Annotated in this window: 21 protein-coding genes; 18 read left to right on the forward strand and 3 right to left on the reverse strand. The window is 54.6% G+C overall.

The features are described from left to right. Positions 1-72: 72 nt before the first annotated feature. The 10 genes from PBOR_RS11480 (at position 73) to PBOR_RS11525 (ending at position 12,832) form a co-directional block, all read left to right on the forward strand. On the forward strand, positions 73-1,074 hold the full coding sequence (locus tag PBOR_RS11480; RefSeq protein ID WP_052429429.1) for a Gfo/Idh/MocA family protein: 1,002 nt from the start codon (positions 73-75) through the stop codon (positions 1,072-1,074). After that, positions 1,071-2,075, forward strand: a complete 1,005-nt coding sequence (locus tag PBOR_RS11485; RefSeq protein WP_042211786.1) for a Gfo/Idh/MocA family protein — start codon at positions 1,071-1,073, stop codon at positions 2,073-2,075. The genes PBOR_RS11480 and PBOR_RS11485 overlap by 4 nt, the downstream gene beginning before the upstream one ends. 116 nt (positions 2,076-2,191) lie before the next feature. Then, positions 2,192-2,848, forward strand: coding sequence for an RraA family protein (locus PBOR_RS11490; RefSeq protein ID WP_042211787.1), 657 nt, complete (start codon positions 2,192-2,194; stop codon positions 2,846-2,848). A 25-nt stretch (positions 2,849-2,873) separates the two neighbouring features. Next, entirely contained in the window at positions 2,874-3,635 is a 762-nt protein-coding gene (locus PBOR_RS11495; RefSeq protein ID WP_042211788.1) for an SDR family NAD(P)-dependent oxidoreductase, read from the forward strand. Positions 3,636-3,653: 18 nt separating this feature from the next. Further along, complete coding sequence (locus tag PBOR_RS34960; RefSeq protein ID WP_047171597.1) at positions 3,654-4,493, forward strand: amidohydrolase family protein; 840 nt, start codon at positions 3,654-3,656, stop codon at positions 4,491-4,493. Between the two features lie 39 nt (positions 4,494-4,532). Further along, positions 4,533-6,305, forward strand: a complete 1,773-nt coding sequence (locus PBOR_RS11505; RefSeq protein WP_081972003.1) for an IlvD/Edd family dehydratase — start codon at positions 4,533-4,535, stop codon at positions 6,303-6,305. A gap of 33 nt (positions 6,306-6,338) precedes the next feature. Beyond that, positions 6,339-7,379 carry an NAD-dependent epimerase/dehydratase family protein gene (locus tag PBOR_RS11510; RefSeq protein WP_425415521.1) on the forward strand — a complete coding sequence of 347 codons (1,041 nt, stop codon included), beginning with the start codon at positions 6,339-6,341 and terminating at the stop codon, positions 7,377-7,379. After that, positions 7,379-8,449: a dihydrodipicolinate synthase family protein gene (locus PBOR_RS11515; RefSeq protein WP_042211789.1), complete on the forward strand. Its 1,071-nt coding sequence runs from the start codon at positions 7,379-7,381 to the stop codon at positions 8,447-8,449. The genes PBOR_RS11510 and PBOR_RS11515 overlap by 1 nt, the downstream gene beginning before the upstream one ends. Before the next feature lie 93 nt (positions 8,450-8,542). Continuing rightward, positions 8,543-11,473, forward strand: coding sequence for an insulinase family protein (locus tag PBOR_RS11520; RefSeq protein ID WP_042211790.1), 2,931 nt, complete (start codon positions 8,543-8,545; stop codon positions 11,471-11,473). Between the two features lie 309 nt (positions 11,474-11,782). Next, the gene (locus tag PBOR_RS11525; protein ID WP_042211791.1) at positions 11,783-12,832 is read left to right on the forward strand and encodes an Atu2307/SP_0267 family LLM class monooxygenase; all 1,050 of its coding nucleotides are present in this window, start codon (positions 11,783-11,785) and stop codon (positions 12,830-12,832) included. Between the two features lies 1 nt (position 12,833). Here PBOR_RS11525 and PBOR_RS36940 read toward each other — a convergent pair whose 3' ends face one another. Beyond that, positions 12,834-12,992: a hypothetical protein gene (locus tag PBOR_RS36940; protein ID WP_157764012.1), complete on the reverse strand. Its 159-nt coding sequence runs from the start codon at positions 12,990-12,992 to the stop codon at positions 12,834-12,836. Positions 12,993-13,183: 191 nt separating this feature from the next. Continuing rightward, complete coding sequence (locus PBOR_RS11530) at positions 13,184-14,071, reverse strand: fructose bisphosphate aldolase (RefSeq protein ID WP_042211792.1); 888 nt, start codon at positions 14,069-14,071, stop codon at positions 13,184-13,186. Positions 14,072-14,271: 200 nt separating this feature from the next. Between PBOR_RS11530 and PBOR_RS11535 the strand changes: the two genes are divergently transcribed. The 8 genes from PBOR_RS11535 to PBOR_RS11570 all read left to right on the forward strand — a co-directional run bounded on the left by PBOR_RS11535 (position 14,272) and on the right by PBOR_RS11570 (position 20,991). After that, entirely contained in the window at positions 14,272-15,174 is a 903-nt protein-coding gene (locus PBOR_RS11535; RefSeq protein ID WP_042211793.1) for a PhzF family isomerase, read from the forward strand. 67 nt (positions 15,175-15,241) lie between these two features. Then, positions 15,242-15,877, forward strand: coding sequence for a hypothetical protein (locus PBOR_RS11540; RefSeq protein ID WP_052429430.1), 636 nt, complete (start codon positions 15,242-15,244; stop codon positions 15,875-15,877). A 296-nt stretch (positions 15,878-16,173) separates the two neighbouring features. Beyond that, positions 16,174-17,418 (forward strand): RICIN domain-containing protein, encoded by a 1,245-nt coding sequence (locus PBOR_RS11545; RefSeq protein WP_425415522.1) that lies wholly within the window; start codon positions 16,174-16,176, stop codon positions 17,416-17,418. Between the two features lie 60 nt (positions 17,419-17,478). Then, positions 17,479-17,736, forward strand: a complete 258-nt coding sequence (locus tag PBOR_RS11550) for a hypothetical protein (RefSeq protein WP_052429431.1) — start codon at positions 17,479-17,481, stop codon at positions 17,734-17,736. A gap of 146 nt (positions 17,737-17,882) precedes the next feature. Next, positions 17,883-18,857: an alpha/beta hydrolase gene (locus PBOR_RS11555; protein ID WP_052429432.1), complete on the forward strand. Its 975-nt coding sequence runs from the start codon at positions 17,883-17,885 to the stop codon at positions 18,855-18,857. A 23-nt stretch (positions 18,858-18,880) separates the two neighbouring features. Further along, positions 18,881-19,879 carry a phosphotransferase enzyme family protein gene (locus tag PBOR_RS11560; RefSeq protein ID WP_157764013.1) on the forward strand — a complete coding sequence of 333 codons (999 nt, stop codon included), beginning with the start codon at positions 18,881-18,883 and terminating at the stop codon, positions 19,877-19,879. Between the two features lie 29 nt (positions 19,880-19,908). Beyond that, positions 19,909-20,292 (forward strand): iron chaperone, encoded by a 384-nt coding sequence (locus PBOR_RS11565; protein ID WP_042211797.1) that lies wholly within the window; start codon positions 19,909-19,911, stop codon positions 20,290-20,292. Positions 20,293-20,352: 60 nt separating this feature from the next. Continuing rightward, the gene (locus PBOR_RS11570) at positions 20,353-20,991 is read left to right on the forward strand and encodes a hypothetical protein (RefSeq protein ID WP_245648133.1); all 639 of its coding nucleotides are present in this window, start codon (positions 20,353-20,355) and stop codon (positions 20,989-20,991) included. Positions 20,992-21,109: 118 nt separating this feature from the next. Here PBOR_RS11570 and PBOR_RS11575 read toward each other — a convergent pair whose 3' ends face one another. Continuing rightward, positions 21,110-22,993: an AraC family transcriptional regulator gene (locus PBOR_RS11575; RefSeq protein ID WP_042211799.1), complete on the reverse strand. Its 1,884-nt coding sequence runs from the start codon at positions 22,991-22,993 to the stop codon at positions 21,110-21,112. Positions 22,994-23,184 lie beyond the last annotated feature (191 nt).

Genomic DNA, 23,184 nt, shown 5'->3' on the forward strand with positions numbered 1-23,184 from the left:
AATCGTACCCGATGATACGGACAGGCTGTTCTTTTGTAATAAGGAGTTACATTCGGAAAGGGGAGAACCGGAATGATCAAGACAGCAGTGATCGGCTGCGGCGGGATGGGGAACATTCATGCGGACAGGTATCTGTCCATGCCTGAGGCTCAGCTCGTCGCGGTATGCGATATCAATGGGGAAGCGGCCGAGAGGCTTGGAGTGCTGGCAGGTGTGAAGTATTACCTGTCGGCACAGGAGATGCTCGAACAGGAGAAACCGGATCTGGTCAGTATAGCGGTCCCGACCTATCTGCATGTGCCGCTGGTACGGCTGGCTGCGGACTATGGTGCGCATGTGATCTGCGAAAAGCCGCTGGCGCTGACTTCCGCAGAAGCCGAAGAGGCGGTCAGATACTGTAACGGTAAGGGTGTCCGGTTATTTGTCGGACATGTGGTCCGCTTCTTCCCCGCCTACAGCCAGCTTGCGGAAGGGATCAGGCAGCATGGCGGAGGCGGGGGCGGCATCTATCATGCCAAGAGAGCAGGCTCGCATCCCGGCCAGGTTCAGGAATGGTTCCGCGACCCGGCGCTGAGCGGTGGCGTGATTGTGGACCTGATGATTCACGATATCGATTATATCCGCGGGACATTTGGTGAAGCGGAGGAGGTATATGCCTTCGAGCATCGGACGGAGACGATGAACTATGCTTCCGCGACCTTTCGCTTCGGGAATGGAACGCTTGCCCAACTGGAGGCTTTCTGGGGGTATCCGGGTCCGTTTCATACAGCTTTTGAATATGCCGGTGCGGAGGTCATTATCTCGGGCGGAACACCGGACGGGGAGAGCGTGCATGTCCGGCGGGCAGTTACCTCGGGGTCTGCTCCGGGGTTCGTGGAAACCCCTGCAAGCGTGCTGCTGAAGGACCCCTATTATGAAGAGCTGGAGCATTTCCTGCGGTGCCTTGTCAGCGGTGCGGAGCCTAAGGTGACGGCAGAGGATGCCGTTCAGGCTGTACGCTGGGCGGAAGCTGCCGTGAGATCAGGGGTAACCGGACTTCCCGTTAAGCTTAATGCCAAAGGAGTGATCCAATGAGACGTCTAAATGTGGGAATGATCAGCTTCGCCCATGCCCATGCCTATGATTATCTGGCCAGTCTTCAGCAGATGCCGGAGGTGACTGTGGGCGGAATCGCCGATCCTGTGCCGGAGCGGGCAGAGGAACTGTCTAAGCGCCATTCCATCCCTTACTACACCGATTACCGTGAACTGCTGGCCGATGCGTCGATAGATGCGGTGATTATATGTTCGGAGAATGTTCATCATGCGGAGCATACCCTTGCCTCTGCCGAAGCAGGCAAGCATGTTCTCTGCGAGAAGCCGCTGGGCCTCTCTGCCGGGGAAATGGAGCGGATGATTGCAGCCTGCAAAGCCAAGGGGGTCCAGCTGATGACTGCTTTTCCCTGCCGGTTTCTGACCCCGGTGGTCCGGGCCAAAGAAGCGCTCGATCGGGGGGAGATCGGAAAGATTATAGCTTTTAAAGGAACCAACAGAGGTTCGTTTCCGGGTCCGGCGTGGTTCGCCGAGCCTTCGCTTTCGGGCGGTGGCGCTGTGCTGGATCATACGGTTCACGTGATGGATCTGATGAACTGGTTCACCGGCTCACCGGTGGAGCAGGTCTATGCCTATGCAGGAACCTTATTCGATCCCGAACACAAGCGGACGATTGATGATTCCGGCATGGTGCATGTGACCTTTGCGAATGGCGTGTTTGGCGTTCTGGACCCGAGCTGGTCACGGAATCCCGGATTTCCTACCTGGGGCGATGTGACCCTGCAGATTATCGGGACAGAGGGAGTCATCTCTATCGATGCCTTCAATCAGAAGAACAATGTATACGGCAGAGCATCCGGCAAAGGCAGCTGGTCCTTCTGGGGAGACGATATGAACGGACTGATGCTGCAGGCCTTTGTGCAGGCGCTGCTGGAGGGCTTACCGGTACCGGTGAGCGGACTGGACGGTCTCCGGTCGGCGGAGGTGGCACTGAATGCGTACCGGTCCGTGCAGGCAGGGCAGCCGGTTAAGCTGCACGGTTAACGATAAGGCCACAACGGCGGGAATTCCAGGCTGTTCTTCACTTAGACACGTAGACACGGCCAGATCCCGATAGGAGGATCCAAGATTCAACATTAATAGAAGAGGCGGGATGAAAAATGAATGACCAGAAGCTGTTCGATACGATGTGTGAGACGCTCTACTCTGCGGTAATCTCCGATACGCTGGATCAGCTCGGCTACCGCAATCAGGTAATGCGGGAGAATATCAATCCGGTCGATCCCTCCTGGGTGGTGGCCGGACGTGCCAAAACCGTTCTGTCCGTAGATATCCACCATCTGCCCGAAGATCCTTACACCAAGGAAATTGAAGCGGTAGACAGCGTCAAGCCGGGAGAGATTGTGATCGGCTGCACGAATGAATCCAGGCAGAATGGCCTCTGGGGGGAGCTGCTGTCAACGGCCTCCAAGATGCGAGGCGGGCGGGGGGCGATCGTGGATGGCTTAATCCGGGATACGGCCAAAATTCTGGAGCTGGGCTTTCCCGTCTTCGCTACCGGCACCAAGCCGGTAGATTCGCAGGGGCGCGGAATCGTTATTGAATACGATATTCCGGTGCTGTGCGGAGGTGTGCTGGTGAATCCCGGCGACATTATCTTCGGCGACCGTGACGGTGTGGTGGTGATACCGGGCGCGATCATTGATGAAGTATTCGCACTGGCGACGGATAAGGCGACACGCGAGAATCATACACGCGATGAGCTGCTGGCGGGCTCCACACTGCGGCAGGTCTATGATAAATACGGAGTACTCTAAACCACGAAGGCGGGGTGTCTACATCATGAGGCTGGCTGGAAAAAGAGTGCTGGTAACCGGTGCCGGGCGGGGCATCGGGCTGGCGATTGCCCGCCGATTCCTGGAGGAGGGGGCCCGCGTGGTCCTGCTGGACCTCAGCGAAACAGAGCTGCTTACTGCCGCTGATGAACTGGCAGACTACAGCGGAAGCTGGACCACGGAGGTCTGCGATCTGCGCGACCCGGCACAGCTTGAGGCGTCTGCAACCAGGGCCTTCGCGCACTTTGGCGGGATGGACATCGTGGTGAACAATGCGGGCATTGCCTACAGGGAATCCTTTCTCGATATTTCCTTAGAACACTGGAACGCGGTCTTCGAGATCAATGTCCGTGCGGTGTACAGGCTTGGCCAGCTGGCCGCCAGGCAGATGATCGGCCAGGGCGGCGGCGGTGCGATTATCAATATGAGCTCCAAAAACGGGATATCGGCCAGCGCAGAGCTTGCCCATTACAATGCTTCCAAAGCAGCTGTTATCCTGCTGACGGAGTCTATGGCGGTAGAGCTGGCTCCTTATGGAATCCGGGTCAATGCTGTGGCGCCGGGCTTCGTGGATACCCCGCTGGACCGCAGGCTGCGCGAGGAAAGCGGACTGCCGTCCCATTCGGAGCATACTCCGATGAAACGGGCAGCGGCTCCAGAGGAGGTTGCGAACGTGTTTCTCTTCCTGGCCTCAGACGAAGCGGCGTATGTGACGGGAGAAACGGTACGTGTAGATGGCGGACATCTGGCTAACGGAAGTGAATTGTAGATTGAAGGAGGTACAGAGATGATTTTTGATTCACACACTCATTTGTTTGGACCGGGAATGGTGGCAGGACCTACGGATGCCGCGATCAAACGCGCCTGGGGCCCGGATATGAATATTGAGGCAACACCGGAGCAGCACCGGGGCAACCTGGAAGGATTCTCGGGAGCTATTGTGCTGGCGATGGCGGCGTCTGCCACCGGGCTGGTGGTGCCGAATGAATATGTGGCGGAATACTGCCGTACGGACCCGGGAAGGCTGTTTGGTTTTGCCAGCGTAGATCCGAATGATCTGGACTGTGTAGGCAAGTTTGAAACGGCTGTCCGCGAGCTGGGGCTGAAGGGACTGAAGCTGGCGCCGATCTATCAGAACTTCTATCCGGATGATCCGAAACATATGGCCCTCTATGCCAAAGCGGAGCAGCTGGGGGTTCCGATTCTATGGCATCAGGGAACCTCCTTTGTTCCAGAGGGATATCTCGATGCTTCCCGCCCGGCGATGCTTGACAGAATAGCCAGGTCTTTTCCGAAGCTGAAAATGATCGTAGCCCATATGGGCCATCCCTGGGTGGATGAATGCATCTCGCTGGTGCGCAAGCATCCTAACCTGTACATGGATGTGTCTGCACTCGGCAGCAGGCCGTGGCAGTTCTATAATGCACTGGTCTCCGCTGCGGAATACGGGGTGCAGGACAAGCTGCTGTTCGGTTCGGATTATCCGTTCTTCGGTACGCAGCAGATGCTGGATGCCTTGTACCGGATCAACGATCTTGCGGAGGGAACAAAGCTGCCGCGTGTAGCGGAGGATTTCATTGAAGCAATTATCCACCGGCCGACACCGGAAATCCTCGGGCTGGTCTGACGGGTTCAAAAGGGGCTGGAAGCCAAAGGGAGATGAAGCATGGAGGAGCATAAGGAAACCAGCCGGGCGGACAGTGCCGGGAGCGGTGCTGCCGGACATAGACTGAAGAGTGAAGCCTATTTCCAGGAAAAAGATCTGTGGGGCTTCATTCACCGTTCGTTTACGAAGTCAATGGGCTATACAGAAGAGGATCTTCGCAAGCCGGTAATCGGTATCTGCAATACCTTCAGTGAGCTGAACAAGTGCCATTCGCACTTTAATGAGCTGGTGGATTATGTGAAGCGCGGGGTCTGGCAGGCCGGCGGGGTGCCGATGGAATTCCCGACGATTTCGATCGGCGAGCCTTATGTCAAGCCGACGACGATGCTGCTGCGGAACCTGATGGCGATGGACACGGAGGAAATGATGAAGGGCCATCCCATTGACGGGGTGGTGCTGCTCGGCGGCTGTGACAAAACAGTGCCTGCCCAGCTGATGGCCGCAGCCAGTGTGAACATTCCGTCCATTGTGGTTACGGGCGGGCCGATGCTAAACGGCCGCCTGGGCGGACGCAGCCTGGGTGCCTGCACCGACTGCTACGGCTTCACGCTGGAGCATAAAGCGGGGAATCTCACCGATGCGGAGCTGGCGGTGGCGGAGGACGCCATCTGCCGCAGCGACGGGCACTGCATGGTGATGGGCACGGCCAGCACGATGGCCTCGATTGCCGAAGCCATCGGCATGGCGCTGCCGGGCTGCGCGGCGATCCCCGCGCCGGACAGCCGCCGCAGGCATCTCTGCGAGCGGACCGGCAAGCAGATTGTGGAGCTGGTGCGGCGGGATATCCGCCCGCGCGACATTATGACCGCAGAGGCGGTGGAGAACGCCATCACGGTCACGATGGCCAGCGGCGGCTCCACGAATGCCATCATCCATCTCGTGGCGATTTCGCAGCGGCTGGGCCGGAAGCTGCCGCTGGAGATGTTCGATGAGATCAGCCGCCGGACGCCGTTCATTCTGAATCTGCGGCCTTCGGGCAAATATCAGATGGAGGAGTATTTCGAGGCAGGCGGCGTGCCTGCACTGATGAAGGAGCTGGAGCCGCTGCTGCATGGCGGCTGCCTGACCGTAACCGGCCGGACGGTTACGGAGAATCTGGTCCAGGCGGCCACGCTGGACCGGGAGGTGATCCGCAGCGTGGCGGAGCCGCTGGATAGTCAGGGCGGAATTGCCGTGCTGCGCGGCAATCTGGCCCCGGATGGTGCGCTGATTAAGCAGACTGCGGTATCAGCGCATCTGAAGCGGCACACCGGGCGCGCGGTGGTGTTCGAGAGCCCGGCGGATCTCCAGCTGCGGATCGACGACCCGGAGCTTGCGGTGGATGAGCACAGTGTGCTGGTGCTCAAGAACGCCGGCCCCAAAGGTGCGCCGGCGATGCCGGAGATCGGGCAGATCCCGATCCCGCAGAAGCTGCTGGTGCGCGGCATCAGGGATATGGTCCGCATCTCCGATGCACGGATCAGCGGCACCTCTTACGGTGCCCTGATCGTGCATGCGGCGCCGGAGGCGGCTGTAGGAGGAACGCTGGCGCTGGTACAGGACGGCGATGAAATCGAGCTGGATATTGCCGCGAGAAAGCTGGTGCTGAAGGTGCCGGACGGGGAACTGGCCCGGCGGCGGGCTGCCTGGAAGGCGCCGGAGCCTCATTATGACAGAGGCTACGGCCTGCTGTTCCATGAGCGGGTGCTGCAGGCGAATCTGGGCTGTGATTTCGATTTCCTGCTGCCGGCGGAGCTTCGCCGGGAGCTGCTGGACGGAGACAAGGAAGGCTGACTATACATCTTACCAACCGAAAGGAGAAATCGAATGCAAATCCCAACGCAACCTGTGATCCAGTCTATTCAGGAGCTGGAAGACCGTCTGGCCAGTCCGTCCGCCGCCCTGTTGGAGGAGCTTACCCGGCTCGACGGGGATATCATGCTGCTCGGTGTAGGCGGCAAAATGGGCCCGAGCCTGGCCAGGCTGGCCGTGAATGCTATCCGGGAGGCCGGGCTGGACAAGAAGGTGATTGGCGTCTCCCGCTTCTCAAACGATGCCCTGAAGCAAGAGCTGATTGAAGCCGGAGTGGAGGTGATCGCGGCGGATCTGTCCGACGACAGTGCGCTGCAGGCGCTTCCTGACACGAAGAATATCTTGTACATGGCCGGCAATAAGTTCGGCACAACAGGCAATGAGCACTTCACCTGGATGATGAACGCCTATCTGCCGGGGCGTGTGGCGGAGCGCTTCCGCAATTCGCGGATTGTCGTCTTCTCGACAGGCAATGTCTACCCGTTCACGCCGGTGGGCCAAGGCGGAGCAACGGAACGCACCCCGCCGAATGCGAACGGCGAGTATGGACAGTCCTGTCTGGGACGGGAGCGGATCTTCGAGCATTTCTCGCATAAGAACAATACGCCGATGTTCATCTACCGGCTCAATTATGCCATAGATTTGCGCTATGGCGTTCTGCTGGAGCTTGCCAGATCTGTTAAGGAGCAGCGGCCCATCGATCTGACGATGGGGCATGCCAATGTCATTTGGCAGGGGGATGCCAACGAGCTTGCCCTGCGCGCCCTGCTCCGCTGCAGCTCGCCGCCGAATGTCATGAACATCACCGGACCGGAGACGGTATCGCTGCGCTGGGCGGCTGCGGAGATCGGCCGCAGGCTGGGGACTGAGCCTGTCTTCACGGGTGCAGAAGCCCCTGAAGCCCTGCTGAGCAATGCTGCGAAGGCCGCAGCTTCCTTCGGATATCCCCGGGTATCGCTGGCACAGATGATCGATTGGGTGGCGGACTGGGTGGCTGCGGGCAGTGAGACCTGGAACAAGCCGACACATTTTCAGGAACGGGAGGGCAACTATTAATGGGAGCGAGCAGACAACCGTTAACTCCGGAGCTCTATGAAGCGCTGCATGAAGGTCTGGCGATTCCGGCACATCCCCTGGCCCTGACGGCAGAACGCAAGCTGGATGAACGCCGCCAGCGGGCCTTGACCCGTTACTATATCGCCTCCGGGGCAGGCGGAGTTGCTGTGGCGGTGCACTCTACGCAATTCGAAATCAGGGACCCCGGGATCGGGCTGCTGGAGCCGGTACTCAGGCTGGCTGCGGAAGAAGTGGAGCGTGCCGGACTTACCCGTCCTTTCCTGAAGGTGGCGGGAATATGCGGAGACATGGAGCAGGCTGTCCGGGAAGCGCAGCTTGCGGCAAATCTCGGTTATGAAGCGGGACTTCTCAGCATGGGCGGACTGCAGGACTGGAGCGAGGAGCAGCTGCTGGAACGCACCAGGAGAGTGGCGGATGTGATTCCCGTCTTCGGCTTCTATCTGCAGCCTTCCGTCGGCGGCCGGATCTTAAGCGTTGACTTTTGGCGGAGCTTTGCAGAGATCGAAGGGGTGATCGCGATCAAAATGGCACCGTTCAACCGTTATCAGAGCCTCGATGTGGTCCGGGCGGTGATGGAGTCCAGCCGCAGCAGCGAAATTGCTCTCTATACCGGCAATGACGATAATATCGTCACGGATCTGCTCACCACCTACCGCTTCAAGGTTAACGGGGAACCCATGGAGAAGAAAATTGTCGGCGGGCTGCTCGGCCACTGGGCGGTCTGGACAAGCAAGGCGGTTCAGCTTCTGGAGGCGATCCGAAAAATCCGTAATGATGCTGCCCTGTCAGCCAGCTGGCTGACCCTTGGCATTGAGGTGACCGACAGCAACGCGGCCTTGTTTGATCCGGCCCATCAATTTCACGGCTGTATTCCGGGCATTCATGAGGCGCTGCGCCGCCAGGGGCTGCTTGCAGGCTTGTGGTGCCTGAATCCGGAGGAGCAGCTCTCGCCCGGGCAGCTGGAGGAGATCAGCAGAGTCACCAGGGATTATCCCCATCTTACGGATGATGAATTCGTGGCAGCGCATTTGGAGGAATGGCTCCGCTAAAAGTGGCTCTGTTTCATATCTGAGTGGAACCCGAAAGCCCGGATATGATAAGCTCATGGCATCAGGCCAGCCCTGAACCAAGGAGGGAAATCTATGAGCAGCTTAATCACAGGCCAAGTCTATTCCGGGTTTCAAGTCATGAATCAGGAGTATATCCGGGAAATCGATTCCTCCGTATATACAATGGAGCATCAGCAGAGCGGTGCACGGCTGTTATATGTACAGAATCAGGATGATAACAAGGTGTTTAGTGTCACCTTTCGGACTCCGCCTGAGGACAGCACGGGAGTATTTCATATTCTGGAGCATTCGGTCCTGTGCGGCTCGGACAAATATCCTGTAAAGGAGCCGTTTGTAGAGCTGCTGAAGGGCTCAATGAAAACATTTCTGAACGCTTTTACCTTTGGCGACAAGACGATGTATCCGGTGGCCAGCCGGAATGAACAGGATTTTGCCAACTTAATGGAGGTATATCTGGACAGTGTGTTCCAGCCGAATATCTACAGCCAGCGGGAGATTTTTGAGCAGGAGGGCTGGCATTACGAGCTGCCGCATTCCGGGGATGAGCTGATCTATAAGGGTGTTGTCTACAACGAGATGAAAGGCTCTTATTCCTCACCCGTCACGGTGTTGATCGACCGGATCAAAAAGTCGCTCTACCCGGATACGGTATACCGTCATTCCTCCGGCGGAGATCCGGAAGCTATCCCTGCGCTGACCTATGAGCAGTTCCTGGAGGCGCACAGCCGTTATTACCACCCGTCCAACAGTTATTTCTATCTCTATGGAGACTTGAATATCGAAGCGCGGCTGCAATTGATCCATGAGGAATATCTCAGCCGCTACACCCGCAAGGATATCGATACAGGGATTGCCCTGCAGCAGCCGACCGGAATCACTGAGCTTACGGCGGAGTATCCCATTCTGGAGACCGAATCCGCTGCTGACAAGACTTACGTGAGTTTGAATTATGTAATCGGAACCTCCCTGGACCGGGAGCTGAATCTGGCCTTTGCCATTCTGAAAAGCATGCTGATGGACAGCAACGCCGCTCCGCTGAAACAGGCTTTGCTGGAGAGCGGACTCGGCAAGGATGTGGTCTCTTTCTATTCGGACAGTATGGTCCAGCCTATGCTGGGCATTGCCTTGACGCATTCTAATCCCTCCGCCAAGGATACTTTCGTGAATCTGGTCAGAACGACGTTAAGCCGCCTTGCAGCAGACGGCCTGGATGAGAAGCTGGTGCTGGCTGCAGTGAACAGCAAGGAATTTGAACTGCGGGAAGCGGACTTCACCCAGTATCCGAAGGGTTTGACCTATAATATGGAAGTAATGAAGGCCTGGCTGTATGATGGCTTGCCGTCCACCTATCTGGAGTATGAAGCAGCCCTTGCGTCTATCCGCGAACAAAGTGCAAACCGGTATTTCGAGCGGCTGATCGAGACCTACCTGCTGAATAGCGACCACTGCAGTGTCGTTGTCCTGAAGCCTTCCCAGACCCTTGCGGCAGACAAGGAAGCGGCGACCCGCAGCGGGCTGGCTGAATATAAGGCCTCTCTGATTCCGGAACAGCTCGATCAGCTGGTGTTAAATACACAGAAGCTGCTGGCGCGGCAGAACCATCCGGATGCAGCCGCGGATCTGCAGAAGCTTCCGAAGCTGTCTCTTCAGGATATTGACCGCAGCGCTCCGCCTGGAGTGCCCACCCGGGAGTATATGCTGGATGGAATCAGGGTGCTGCATCATGAAGCGGCTGCGGGTACCATCGCCTATATCAAGCTGTATTGGGACACCCGGGTTCTTGCGGCAGAACAGATTCCTTATCTGGAACTGCTGGCCAGGGTGCTGGGGCAACTGGAGACTGCGGCCTACAGCATTGAAGAGCTGACCAGTGAAATCGGGATCACAACTGGCGGCATCCGGTTTCAGAATGAGGTATTTGGGGCCGGCAAGGCTGCCGAAGGAAGCTACCAGCCCAAATTCAGCGCCCGCATCAAGGTCATGCAGGGCAACATTGGCGGTTCCCTGAAGCTGCTGCACGAGCTGCTCTACAATAGTAACTTGAATAATCTAACCAAGCTGCAGGAGATTGTCCGCCGGGAAGCCTCCGGCATGGAAGCGATGCTGAACCAGAAAGGCAATGAAATCGCAGCCAGCCGGGTGCTCTCCTATTTCTCGGATAGGGGGATGTATGAAGAGCAGCTTGGCGGGGTGGCCTATTACCGCTTTATTAAGGAGCTTGCCCGCCAGATTGACCAGCAGGCTGATCAGCTGGCTGATACCCTGAAGGGAATCTGCGGGGCTCTGTTCAATACGCAGAATTTAACCGTGTCAGTTACCGGAACCCTGGATAGTTACACGGAGTTCACCGCACACTTGTCGCAGCTGGACCTGCGGAACCGGCAGGTTAAGTTCATGCCTCTCTTGACTGTAGAGGACCAGGCGGTTAACGAAGGCTTCATGTCCGCCAGCCAGGTGCAGTATGTGGTCAAAGGATATGATTTCACGAAGCTTGGGTTTGCATATTCCGGCAAGCTGCAGGTGCTCAAAAGAATCCTCAGCCTGACCTACCTGTGGAATGCAGTCCGGGTCAAGGGCGGGGCTTATGGCGGAAATCTGGTTCTGCGCAGAGACGGTGTGCTCCTGTTTACTTCTTACCGTGATCCGAATTTGCAGGAGACGCTGGAGATTTACGACCGGGCGTATCTGTTTGCCGGAGAATTTGCCGCAGATGATGAGGAGATGACGAAGGCGATCATCGGCACGCTGGCCATGGTTGACCAGCCGCTGAGTCCCGGCGCACAAGGCCGGCAGGCGGACCGGCATTATTTTGAACAGATCTCCGGTGAAGACCTGCAGCAGGAACGGAATGAAATCCTGGCAGCAACCTCCGGGGATATCAGGCAATATGCCGGTCTGCTTCAGGCTGTGGCGGAGCAGAACTACTTCAGTGTGGTCGGCAATGAGTCCAAGCTGAAATCGGCCCGGGCCCTATTCGGCAGCCTGGAGGAACTTGTGAAGTAATTGGCGTATTCTTCTGCAGTCCCGGTTAACATAACCGGGACTGTTTTCAGGTTATAGGGTAGCGGTGGTTTATCTCCAGAAGGCTATTACAGACCGCCGGTTATGCCGAACTCGCCCTAGGTTAATCAGCAAGGTCCCAAGGCGGCGGGGATTCCGGTTTTTTGCCGCGCAGAAATTTATATTTTGAATATTTAACTATTTGGATTTAAAATATAAGGATTACTGACTAAGCGTATGCTTTCGAAGCAAGTTTTGCGAAGGGGACTCCCATGGAGCAGATGCTAACATAACTTTTAGGAGGAACAACAAGTGGAACTTGGAATAAGCACCTTTGTCGAGACAACGCCTGATGTGAATACCGGTGAGACTCTGAGCCACGCGCAGCGGCTGCGTGAAGTGGTGGAGGAAATTGTGCTCGCTGATCAGGTGGGACTGGATGTATACGGCGTAGGTGAGCATCACCGGCCTGATTTTGCAGCTTCATCGCCTGCGGTTCTAATGGCGGCAGCTGCACCACTGACGACCAGAATCCGCCTGACCAGTGCAGTTATGATTCTCTCGTCAGCCGATCCGGTGCGTGTATTTCAGGATTTCGCCACACTGGACGGGATTTCGGGCGGACGTGCCGAGATTATGGTGGGCCGTGGCTCCTTCGTCGAGTCTTTCCCGTTATTCGGTTATGATCTGAAGGATTATGAAGCACTGTTTGACGAGAAGCTCGATTTATTGCTGAAGCTCCGCGAATCGGACAAGGTGACCTGGAGCGGGAAGCACCGTCCGGCGATATCGAATTTGGGGATTTATCCGCGTCCGGAGCAGAATCCGCTGCCTGTATGGATTGCGAGTGCCGGAAGTCCGGAGTCTGCGGTCCGTGCCGGCACACTGGGCTTGCCGTTTGCTCTGGCGATTATCGGCAATGTGAATCCTTCGGATTATGCTACGCATGTACGGCTGTACAAGGAGGCAGCGGCCAAGGCCGGTCATGATGTGTCGCAGCTGCCGATTGCCTCCCACTCCCATGGCTTCATCGCGAAGAGCACTGAGCTGGCCATGGAGAAGTTCTTCCCGTCCACTCACGCGCGGACAAATTTCCGGGCGGTGGAGAAAGGACTGCCTTCGTACGGGCGTGCGGATTATGATGCGGCGAGCAGCTTTGACGGAGCTTTATATGTAGGCGATCCGGAGACGGTTGCCCGCAAAATCATCCACCTGCACCAGCATGTGGGGATTACGCGGTTCCTGCTGCATGTGCCGCACGGCTCAATGCCCCATGCCGAGGTAATGGAGGCGATCCGCCTCTTCGGAACTGAAGTAGCGCCTATAGTACGGGCGGAAACCGCCCGTTTGAAGAGGGTATAGACTAGCTGCTTTTTGCCGCAAGAGATTTCTCGTTGATGGAAAAATCCTGCACAAAATACAACATTTTCTTCACAAACCCGGCCTTAATCGGAAAATGTTGTATAAAATGCAGCATTCCTCCTTCTCCAGGCGGTTTAGCGGGAGAATTCCTGTATTTCATACAACAATTCTCCCGCAGCCCCAGGTATCGCAGGGTTAAAGTTGCAATCCTTACAACATTTTTGAATCAGTCTCGTTTAACCTGCAGCGATTAACCGGTGACTTGCTTGACAGGCAGTTATAGTTCGGCTTATATCTAACAAAGAGACCCCGGACACTAGGCCCGGGGTCTTCGTCTGAGCGGTGGAGGATTCAAGTAATGGAAGCCTCATATATTGCAAGGGTGGAAGCAGCGAGTGTGCTGTTAAATTCTTCGTCACTCTGCTGATCGCTGAGACCCTGGGACAAGGCGCGCGAGAAGCTGGCGATGAGTCCGTGCTGGCGGGCCAGCTTCTCATTCGCTTCTGCCTGGGTATAACCACCGGATAATGCCACGATGCGGACTACATGCGGATCTGCGGCGAGTTCGCTGTACAAATTATCTTCAGTCGGAAGAGACAGCTTCAGCATGACCTTGACGCCATCCTCCAGAGCAGATAAATGGGCGGCTAATTCGCGCTTCAGCAGCTGTTCGGACTCTGCCTTATCCGGGCTGAGAATGTCTACTTCCGGTTCAATAATCGGCACTAGCCCGTAACCGGCGATTTGCCTGGCAACGGCGAACTGCTGCTCTACAACTTGCCGGATACCCTCCGGGTTAGCCTCATGGATCACTGAGCGCATCTTGGTGCCGAAGATATTCCTCTGGACCGCCCGTTTGAGCAGGTCATCGAGACCGGGAATGGGCTTCATAAGCTGAACGCCATCCTTCTGCGCGGCCAGTCCCTGGTCAATTTTCAAAAAAGGCACGATGCCTTTCTGTTCCCATAAATAATCGGCGGTTAATTGCCCGTCTATGAAACGGTCCATCGTGTTCTCAAACAGAATGGCGCCGAGAATATGCTCCGAATTAAAAGCGGGACTCTGAATAATGCGTGTTCTCATCCCGTGGACCATCGCGTACATCTCTTCGTCACCCTTGTAGCGGTCTTCCTTAATGCCGTATTGCAGCAGCGCTTTAGGTGTACTGCCTCCGCTCTGATCCAGTGCAGCAATGAATCCCTTGCCTGTGTGAATTCTGTCCAATTGTTTCGTATTCATGGATAATTGTCCTTCCCTTCTACGAAATGAAATGGTGACTCCATCTGTTTAGTATAGCACTTTTGCATATAGACATACATTTGAGGCACAGCTGTGGTCTGAAACTTCCGGCACTATTCCCCGGCAAGGAGTAGGAAATACGAATGGATAAGGCGAATCTATCTAGCAATCAGTACTTGATCAGAAAGGGAGGGGCCAAAATGAGGGTTCTGCAGATCTATCAGGTGGATGCATTCACCACAGAGAAATTCAAAGGTAACCCGGCAGGGGTTGTCCTGAATGCAGACGGGCTTACGGAACAGGAGATGCTCAGCATTGCACGTGAACTGAACAATTCGGAAACGGCTTTTGTACTTTCACCGGACGGGCCGGATCACGAGCTGCGAATCCGGTATTTCACACCAACCATAGAAGTTCCGGTATGCGGGCATGCTACCATAGCTGCGCATTATGTCCGGGCAGCCATACATCAGCTGGCGGAAGGCACGGTATTACATAAGATTTCCCTGGGGATTCTGCCTGTCGATATTAAGAAAGAGGATAATGACTATTCTATCGTTATGACACAGGGCAGCATTGAATTCTCTGAACCATTCTCAGGAGACATACAGGAACGGATCATTGCTTCTCTGAGCCTTAAGCCGGAAGAGCTGGACCCGCGGTGCCCTGTGCAGATTGTTTCAACGGGACATTCCAAAGTCATGATAGGAATCCGGAGCAGAAGTATACTGGATCACCTGCAGCCGGACAGCCGTGCGCTGGCTCAATTAAGCAAGGAGATTGGCTGCAACGGGTACTTTGTATTTACACTTGATTCAGAGTCTGACGAGATCTTCAGCCACGGGAGAATGTTCGCTCCGGCGATCGGGATTGAAGAAGACCCGGTAACCGGGAATGCCAACGGCCCGCTTGGAGCCTACCTGGTACGGCATGGTTTGGCCGGGCAGACAGGCGGCTCGTTCACCTTCCAGGCTGAACAAGGCACGGCGATAGGACGAAGCGGAATGGTTCGGGTTACTGTGGAAATTGCCGGCGGGGAGCCTGTAGAAGTTAAGATCGGCGGACGGGCTGTAATCGCTTTTAAGGCAGAGCTTTCCATTTGAGTTGAGAGATATGGTATGTTACCTTGTTCAATAGGATGGTATGATAGGAAGTGGGGTGAAATTAATTATGACAAACGAAACAACTAATGAAACAACGAACGAAGAGGCAGAAGCTGCTGAGAAGGTCATGACCGAAGAGAAATGGAACGAGCTGCTGAAGGCTGTTTTTCATAACGGCATCGTAGCTCTAAAAATGAGTTTCAGTGAAGTGGAAGGCCAGGTTCTGAATTTGGATACTTACGGCCCGGTATTTGTGTATCGTGTTAAGGACAGTGCTAATGATGATTATTACTGCGGGTTCTTCCTTCGCGAGCTGGCCGGGAGATTCCAGTCCGGCAGCAGTCCGGAGATCTGGATGGCCTCCTTCTTCCATGAATTGATGAAGACCAAGGGAGGCAACTCCTTGCCTAAGCCTCTCCCGAATGAAGAGGAAGCCAAGGCAGTGGTCGACAATGTACTGGTTCCGCTCTGTATCACCGCTGTTCGTGAAGAGTTCGCACCTGAGCAGGTCCATGCAGGCCTTGCCTTTAACCCGGAGCACGGCCCGGTCTTTGAAGCAGGCTTCCCGGCAATCACTGACGGGAACAACGTATGCGCGATCCCGCTTCATCTGTTATTGACACACTTGCAGCTGAACCGTGACCCTTCGGAGCTGCTGCTGCAGGGTTTGTACAAAATCCGTGAAGAGCATGGATTAGAGTAGAAGTCTAGTAGAAGTATAAGGCAAGATCAGGCCGCTTCCTAATGGAAGCGGTCTTTTGCTGCAAATTTAAGAATCTCTATGTTCCTCCCGATAACTTCTCCTGATATTTCTACTTGTTCGCTGAATTGTCAAAATTACAGTTCTTACAGCGGGCAAAAACGATATATATGGGGTGTAGCGGATGAAGGCGTTATCAAGGGGCATTTCCGAAACCGGTTGGGTAAGGTTTCAACTGCACGAACGTACGGCGTGCATTGAAATAGGATGGGCAACTTTGATTTGCAAAGAGGAGGACAATGATGTTGAGAAGAGGAAAAGTTCTAAGTTTGTTCCTGCTGTTCACACTATTGATCGCACTGGTGCCTACGGGGAATTCCAGCGCAGCTTCAACCTGGAATCTGGCCTGGAGCGATGAGTTTGACGGCTCTTCCCTGAACACCGCCAACTGGACTGCTGAGACCGGCACAGGCAGCGGGGGCTGGGGAAACAATGAATTGCAATACTATACGAACCGGACACAGAATCTGCAGGTTACCGGCGGCAATCTTGTAATCACAGCACAGAAGGAATCCTATGGCGGCATGAATTATACCTCGGCGCGGATTAAGACGCAGGGGCTGAAGAATTTCACCTACGGTAAGATAGAAGCGAGAATCAAGCTGCCTTCCGGACAGGGTTTATGGCCTGCATTCTGGATGCTCGGCTCGAATATTACCACGGCCGGCTGGCCGGGCTGCGGCGAAACGGATATTATGGAGCGCGTGAATAATAACGCCTTCGTTAACGGAACCGTGCACTGGGATGCAGGAGGGCATGCCGAATACGGGCAGGTATCCGGCAGTCTGGACTTCTCCCAGTATCATGTGTACAGCGTGGAGTGGGATTCAAAATATATCAAGTGGTTCGTTGACGGCACCCAGTTCAATCAATTCTATATTGAGAACGGAACAGGCAATACGGAGGAATTCCAGAAACCGTTCTTCCTGCTGCTGAATCTTGCGGTGGGCGGCAATTGGCCGGGCGCTCCGAACAGTGCGACCAGCTTCCCGGCACAAATGCTCGTCGATTATGTGCGGGTATACCAGGCAGGTGCTCCATCTAGTGCGATTGTCAGCGGAGGAGTATATACTTTGACGTCCAAGGTGAGCGGCAAGGTGCTGGATGTGAAGGATGTCTCAACTGCAGACGGGGCCAAAATGCATCAATGGACTAACTACACCGCCAGCAACCAGCAATTCAGAGTGGAAAGCACTGGGGACGGCTTCTACAAGCTTACAGCGATGCATAGCGGCAAATTGCTCGATGTTCCGAATGCCTCCACAGCAAGCGGTGTCCAGCTGCAGCAGGCCAATGACAATGGCAGCAACGCCCAGCGGTGGAGCATCATCGATGTGGGCGGCGGGTATTACAAGCTGATCTCCAAAGCGAGCGGCCTGGCCATGGATGTCTCCGGTTCCTCTACAGCTGATGGCGCGGTAGTGCAGCAATGGACGGACAACGGAACAGATGCGCAGAAGTGGCTGTTAACTAAGATTAACTAGGGAAGCCGGTCACCCAAAGAAACCAGTAAAAGCGTTCATTTCGTGCAGGGAGGAACCCTATTGTTCACCAGGGGGGTTGCCCGTGAAGTTTGTTTTCCCGACCGTTCGCTTGGTGAGGATGTAGCTTTTCTCAGAGCATGCAGGGCAAAAGGGTATACAGTCTACGCAACATCGCCCTACAACTATGTCTACATGCGCAGGAAAAATAAAGGCAGCCATACCTGGAAGGTGAATGACGGCTTCTATTTGAAGGGCAGCCAGCCCGTTGCAGTGACGGATCATTACCGGCCTATAGCAGACCGGGCAATGCAGCCCTGACAGAGGGGACGAAAGACCGCAGCTGCTGCGGTCTTTCAGTGCTGCTTAGCGAGCGGGACCAATAAGAATAGTCATACCATAAATATCCATTGTTGTGATAATGTTTAATGTAAGCGCTAATATACAATGCAATTCGGAGGTGATTTATGAAGAGCCGCGGAAATGTCAAATCAGTCTTCATGATGATTATATTGTGCATGTCTCTTGCAGGCTGTTCACCGGATAAAGACTCTGCTGAGGTTCAGACTTCGCCGTCCGCTGAAGCTGCAAGTGCAGCGGGAACAGAAGCAGCCGAAGCGGCACCACTTCAGAGTCCGGGGATTCAAAATGTGACATTCCACAGTAAGGCGCTGGATCAGGATATGCGTCTTAGTATCTATCTGCCCAAGGGGTACAGCACGGAGCAGCATTATCCGGTCCTCTATCTCGTTCATGGCTACGGCGGTAAAGAAACGGATATGATCGAGGGTCTGGGGATTCATCTGAATGCGGAAAGGCTGACCCAAGCCGGGCAGATCGACCCGCTCATTATCGTATCCCCGCAGATGGATAACAGCTATGGACTAAATTCTTCCCCCGTGTATGCTGTGAATGATCCTGGTGATCCCCTGACAACCTATAACGGAATGTATGAAGATTACCTGGTCAAGGATGTTGTGGGTTATGTGGATTCGCATTTCAGCACACTGGCTGAGCGGGACAAACGGTATATTGGCGGCATTTCAATGGGCGGCTTTGTCAGCCTGCATACAGCGCTGCTGCACACCGATGTCTACAGCCGGGTAGGCGGGCATAGTCCGGCACTGTTTCTGGATGACTGGTCTGCGGTCGGGGGAGAAAATGGACTGATCAGGTTCCTGTACCCGACAGAAGCGCAGCGGCAGGAGCGGGACCCGCTTATTTTTGCCAAGGATATGGATCTGAGTGATTTGGCAGTGTATCTGGATTGCGGCCAAGAGGACAGCTACCGGTTCTATGAAGGTGCAGAGCAATTAAATACATTGCTTAAGGACAAAGGCGTGCAGACTGAATATCACGTAAGAGCAGGGAAACATGATGGGGAGTACTGGAGAAGCCACTTGGATGAATACTTAATTTTTTATGCCGGAAGGACTAACTGACGATGACGCTTGGGAATTATAAATTGAATTTTGAAAAGCTGTGTGCTACATATAAGCTGGGGTCGCTGAGCGCTGAGCCGGAGCAAATCTTCGGCGGGTTCCTGCACCGGATGTACCGGATGACCACCGGTCAGGCAGAGTACGCAGTGAAAGTGCTGAATCCGCAGATTATGCTGCGGGAAGCCGTGATGAGCAACATTATTGCTGCCGAGAAGGTCGCGGAGCTGGCGCGCGGGAATGGAATAAACGCTCTCCCGGCTCTGCTGCACGAGGGAAGCTGTATCCATGAAGTGGACGGGCAGTATTATCTGCTGTTTCCTTGGGTTCAAGGCCGCTCTATATCTGCAGGCAATGCGGGGCTGGAGCACTGCAGCACTATGGGGGAAGCTCTCGCAGCTATACATACCACGGACTTCTCTCCGCTCCATAATCAGCTCCATAGGGATAGCACAGCGGAACAATTGCGGACAGATTGGAAAGGGTATGCCCTGCAAGGCCAGGCAACGGGGCTTCCCTGGTCCGGTCCCCTTACGGCGGATTTGGACAAGCTCTATCACTATGAAGAGCTGGTGAATAATGCTATGCCGGTCCTTAATGGCAACAGGATCATCAGCCACCGTGATCTGGACCCGAAGAATGTGCTGTGGGATGATGACGGACGGCCTGTCATTATCGACTGGGAGGCTGCAGGCTGGATCAATCCGGCGCAGGAGCTGGTTGAAGTGGCGCTCTATTGGTCAGACTTTGAGAGTGGTCATATCCACAAGGATGCGTTCTGTGCGCTGATTCAGGCTTACCGTAATCATGGGGGAGAGACCCGTGATCCTTGGCCGGATGTGCTAAGCAGCGGTTTCCACGGGAAAATGGGCTGGCTGGATTACAGCATCCGGCGGTCGCTGGGGCTGGAAGGCCCCGATGAAGCCGAGCGGGAGCTTGGAACATGCCAGGTGCTTCCTACGCTGACGGCCCTGCATGATTATGCCGGTTTCATTCCGTTTGCTCTGCAATGGCTCGCGGAATGAACAATAAACTATAAGGAGATGAAGGCCCGGTGGAAGAAAATAAAGTCACCTATGAATCGGTCGATCAATATATTGCTGCATTTGCACCGGAGGTTCAGGAGATCCTGCAGACCCTGCGGAAGGTGATCCGGGAGGCAGCGCCAGAGGCAGAGGAGAAGATCAGCTACCAGATGCCGACCTTGTTCCTGCACAAGAATCTGGTGCACTTCGCCGCATTCAAGAATCATATTGGATTCTATCCCGCCCCGCGGGGAATTGAAGCTTTCAAAGAGGAACTCGCGCAATATAAAGGGGCAAAAGGCTCGGTGCAATTTCCAATCAACGAGCCGCTTCCCTATGAACTAATCACGAGGATCGTTAAATTCAGAGTGGAAGAGAATCAGCAGCAGGCAGCAGTTAAGAAGAAGAAATAAAGCCTGCTGCTGACAGGCAGACAGGCGGAATGGGAGCTGGACAAGACGATGATCAGGGTAATGGCCAGAGCTTGCCTGAAGGGTTCAGGCGAAGCGGGCAGCAATTATTTGCGGACCGGCGGGGAAGCGGCAAAGCTGATTCAGGAAGGCCACTTGATGACGGCTGCGGGATTTAGCTGGAATCAAAACGTGTTCCTCTACTACGAATGTATAGAGGAAGCAGTCCTTCCGGAAGAACTGTTCCCGCAGGCTGCGCAGCACCTTGCGGATTGGCCGGGACAAGATCAGCCCCGCCAATGGATTCCGCTGATGGATGTGTTTCATTTCAATGCACCGGCGGATGCCGGGCACTGGCGGCGCAAGACCAAACCTGAGCAGATGGTCGGAAGAGTGGCGCATCTGAAGCCGGAGATGGTGGCCAGTTATGTCTATTATCACTACCAGCTGCAGGAAGAGCATGCGTTCCACGGGCCGAAGTATGAAGTGATCGGAATTCATGAGAACCTGCTGTTCGGCTATCAGGAGTTCCCGGCAGTGGTGGAAGTGCCCGTGCTGCCGAAGAAGCTGGCTACATCGGGCACTCCGGAGATGTGGACGGACTCGCGGATGGATCTGCATTTCCAGCCATGGCCGGACGGACATCTCTATTTCAAGCCGGTGGAGACCTTATTTGCCCTGCAGGAGCCGCCGCTGGAATAGAACACAGGCCCCAGATTTGTTCTACATAGATTACATCGCAAAAAGCACTCCGCCACTGTACTGGCAGGAAGTGCTTTTTGGGTTTGGGATAGAGCCCAGGGATCTATTCCCGAATAATTTATAAGCTTGTCAGCCATGCGGCCAATTCTTCGGTCTGGCTAAGAATAGCTATCGGGTCCCAATAACCGGAACGGTCGCTTGTCCATAGGAACACATGGTTATTCTTGACTGCCGGAAGTGCTCCCCAGATCGGGTCCGCCCGGAGTCCATTCAGCGTCTCCGAATCGGAGGTCAGAATAATATAATCTCCTGCATACTTGGGCAATACTTCCGCAGAGAATGAAGCCCAGCCGGGATCGGCCATTTCAGCAGCGATCTCCGCAGGAGGCTTGAAGCCGAATCCGTTGTATATAGGCTGGCCGCCCTTGCCGAATGAGGTTCCGACAGCCATCAGGCTATTGTCGCTCGATTCAATAACGGAGAAGGTGCTGTCTGCAGGTATTACTTGCAGCACTTTGTCTTTGGCACTTGCGATACGGGTGTCATAGTCGTCGAGCCAGGACTTGGCCTCCTTGTCCCGGCCAAGCAGATCACCGAAATAAGAGACCTCCTCATGTACAGTCTTCAAGGAAGCGTACGGTATAACGACAGTAGGCGCTATTTTCGACATCTGCTCATTCAGCTCGGGGTACATGTCGTCCATTATAATCAGGTCCGGTTCAAGCGCCAGAATTTTCTCTACGTTGCCGTTGCCTTCCCCTATGTTCTCAACATCTTTCAGATATTCCTGGAAATAAGGATTCTTAATATGGTGATCAGATGTTCCGATCGGCGTAATGCCCACCGCAATCAGACTGCCCAGATACTCGCCGGCAACAATCCGCTGCGGATGAAGGGGTACCTCCACCTCTCCATTAACGGTAGTAACGCTTTTGGTCTGCGGCTGCTCCTTCGCACCGTTTGTGCCGCAGGCGCTCAGCAACAGAATGAAGCTTAGCAGCAATACCGATGCCAGCGTAGGCCTTAAATGTTTGAACATGAATAGATCCCCCTCGTCTATACGATCTAACTGATAATCGTTATCAATTATATTAGTATAGTTAAATGATTCAGGGGGGACAATGGAGGATTCCATGGTTATGACAGGACAATCTTCTGGTTTCTTCTTCCCGGCATGCAATTCTCTATAGCGTATCGGGGAAACGTCTTTGTATCTTTTGAACAGCCGGCCCAAATAGCTCGGATCCTGATAGCCGACGCCAGCAGCAATTTCCTTCAGTGTAGCATCCGTTTCAAGCAGCAGTACCGCAACCTTATCGATGCGTACCTTGATTAAATAATCAATGGGACTTAGTCCGGTCCGGGTCTTGAAATAGGAAGATAAGTGGGGGATGCTGTAGTTCACGTTCTCCGCCAGTGATTCCAGGGTAATAGCCTGTGCGTAATGCTCCTGAATGATGGCGGCAACCTGGGCAGCCAGGTCCCGCCTAGCCGGACTTGCGGCATGCGCCTGCAATTGATGAAGCAGTTCATATACGAATTGATATAGTAAAGTGCGGACGCGCAGATGTACAAGCGGCTTCTGTCTCCGCCATTCCTTGTACATCTCGCTAATGATCTGATGCAGTGCTACCGGATGCTCCGGCGTAATACTGTACGTATGATCCACGGGGTTAGCCTGCCCGGATCGCCCGGCAAGCCCGGAGGGTAACGGAGAATTACGGTCCGTTTTATAATAAACGCTATAGTAATCCAAGCCTTCGCTGCCCGCAGCAATGCTCAGCACAGTGCCTTTGCCGGCATGAATCACTGTAAAACGCTGCACGCGATGAATTTGCTGGTCCACTTCTGCTGTCGCATTGCCGCGGACCGACATGAGAAACAGGCTGGAAGGTGCCTTATAGGAGAGAAGGGATTCACCGGGTTTGGCCGTAACGCGGCGAATATCTATTATTTTGCAGCTCGCTTGATTCCATAGAGTAATCAGATCATTGATGTCCATACCGTAGCTTCGGCTTCCCCCTTGCCCTTAAGGGCTTTTGAGAGTAAGCATAACATCTTCAGAGAGGTCCCAGGGGAGAAATATGATTCCCGCAACGCCAAACGAGCCTTGGAATTGATTCCAGAGGCCCGTTTATCTGACGTTTCTTATTTAATTGAATGATCCGGTGGAATCGATCCCGCAGGCGGTTT

The organism is Paenibacillus borealis (assembly GCF_000758665.1).
Lineage (GTDB): Bacteria > Bacillota > Bacilli > Paenibacillales > Paenibacillaceae > Paenibacillus_AQ > Paenibacillus_AQ borealis.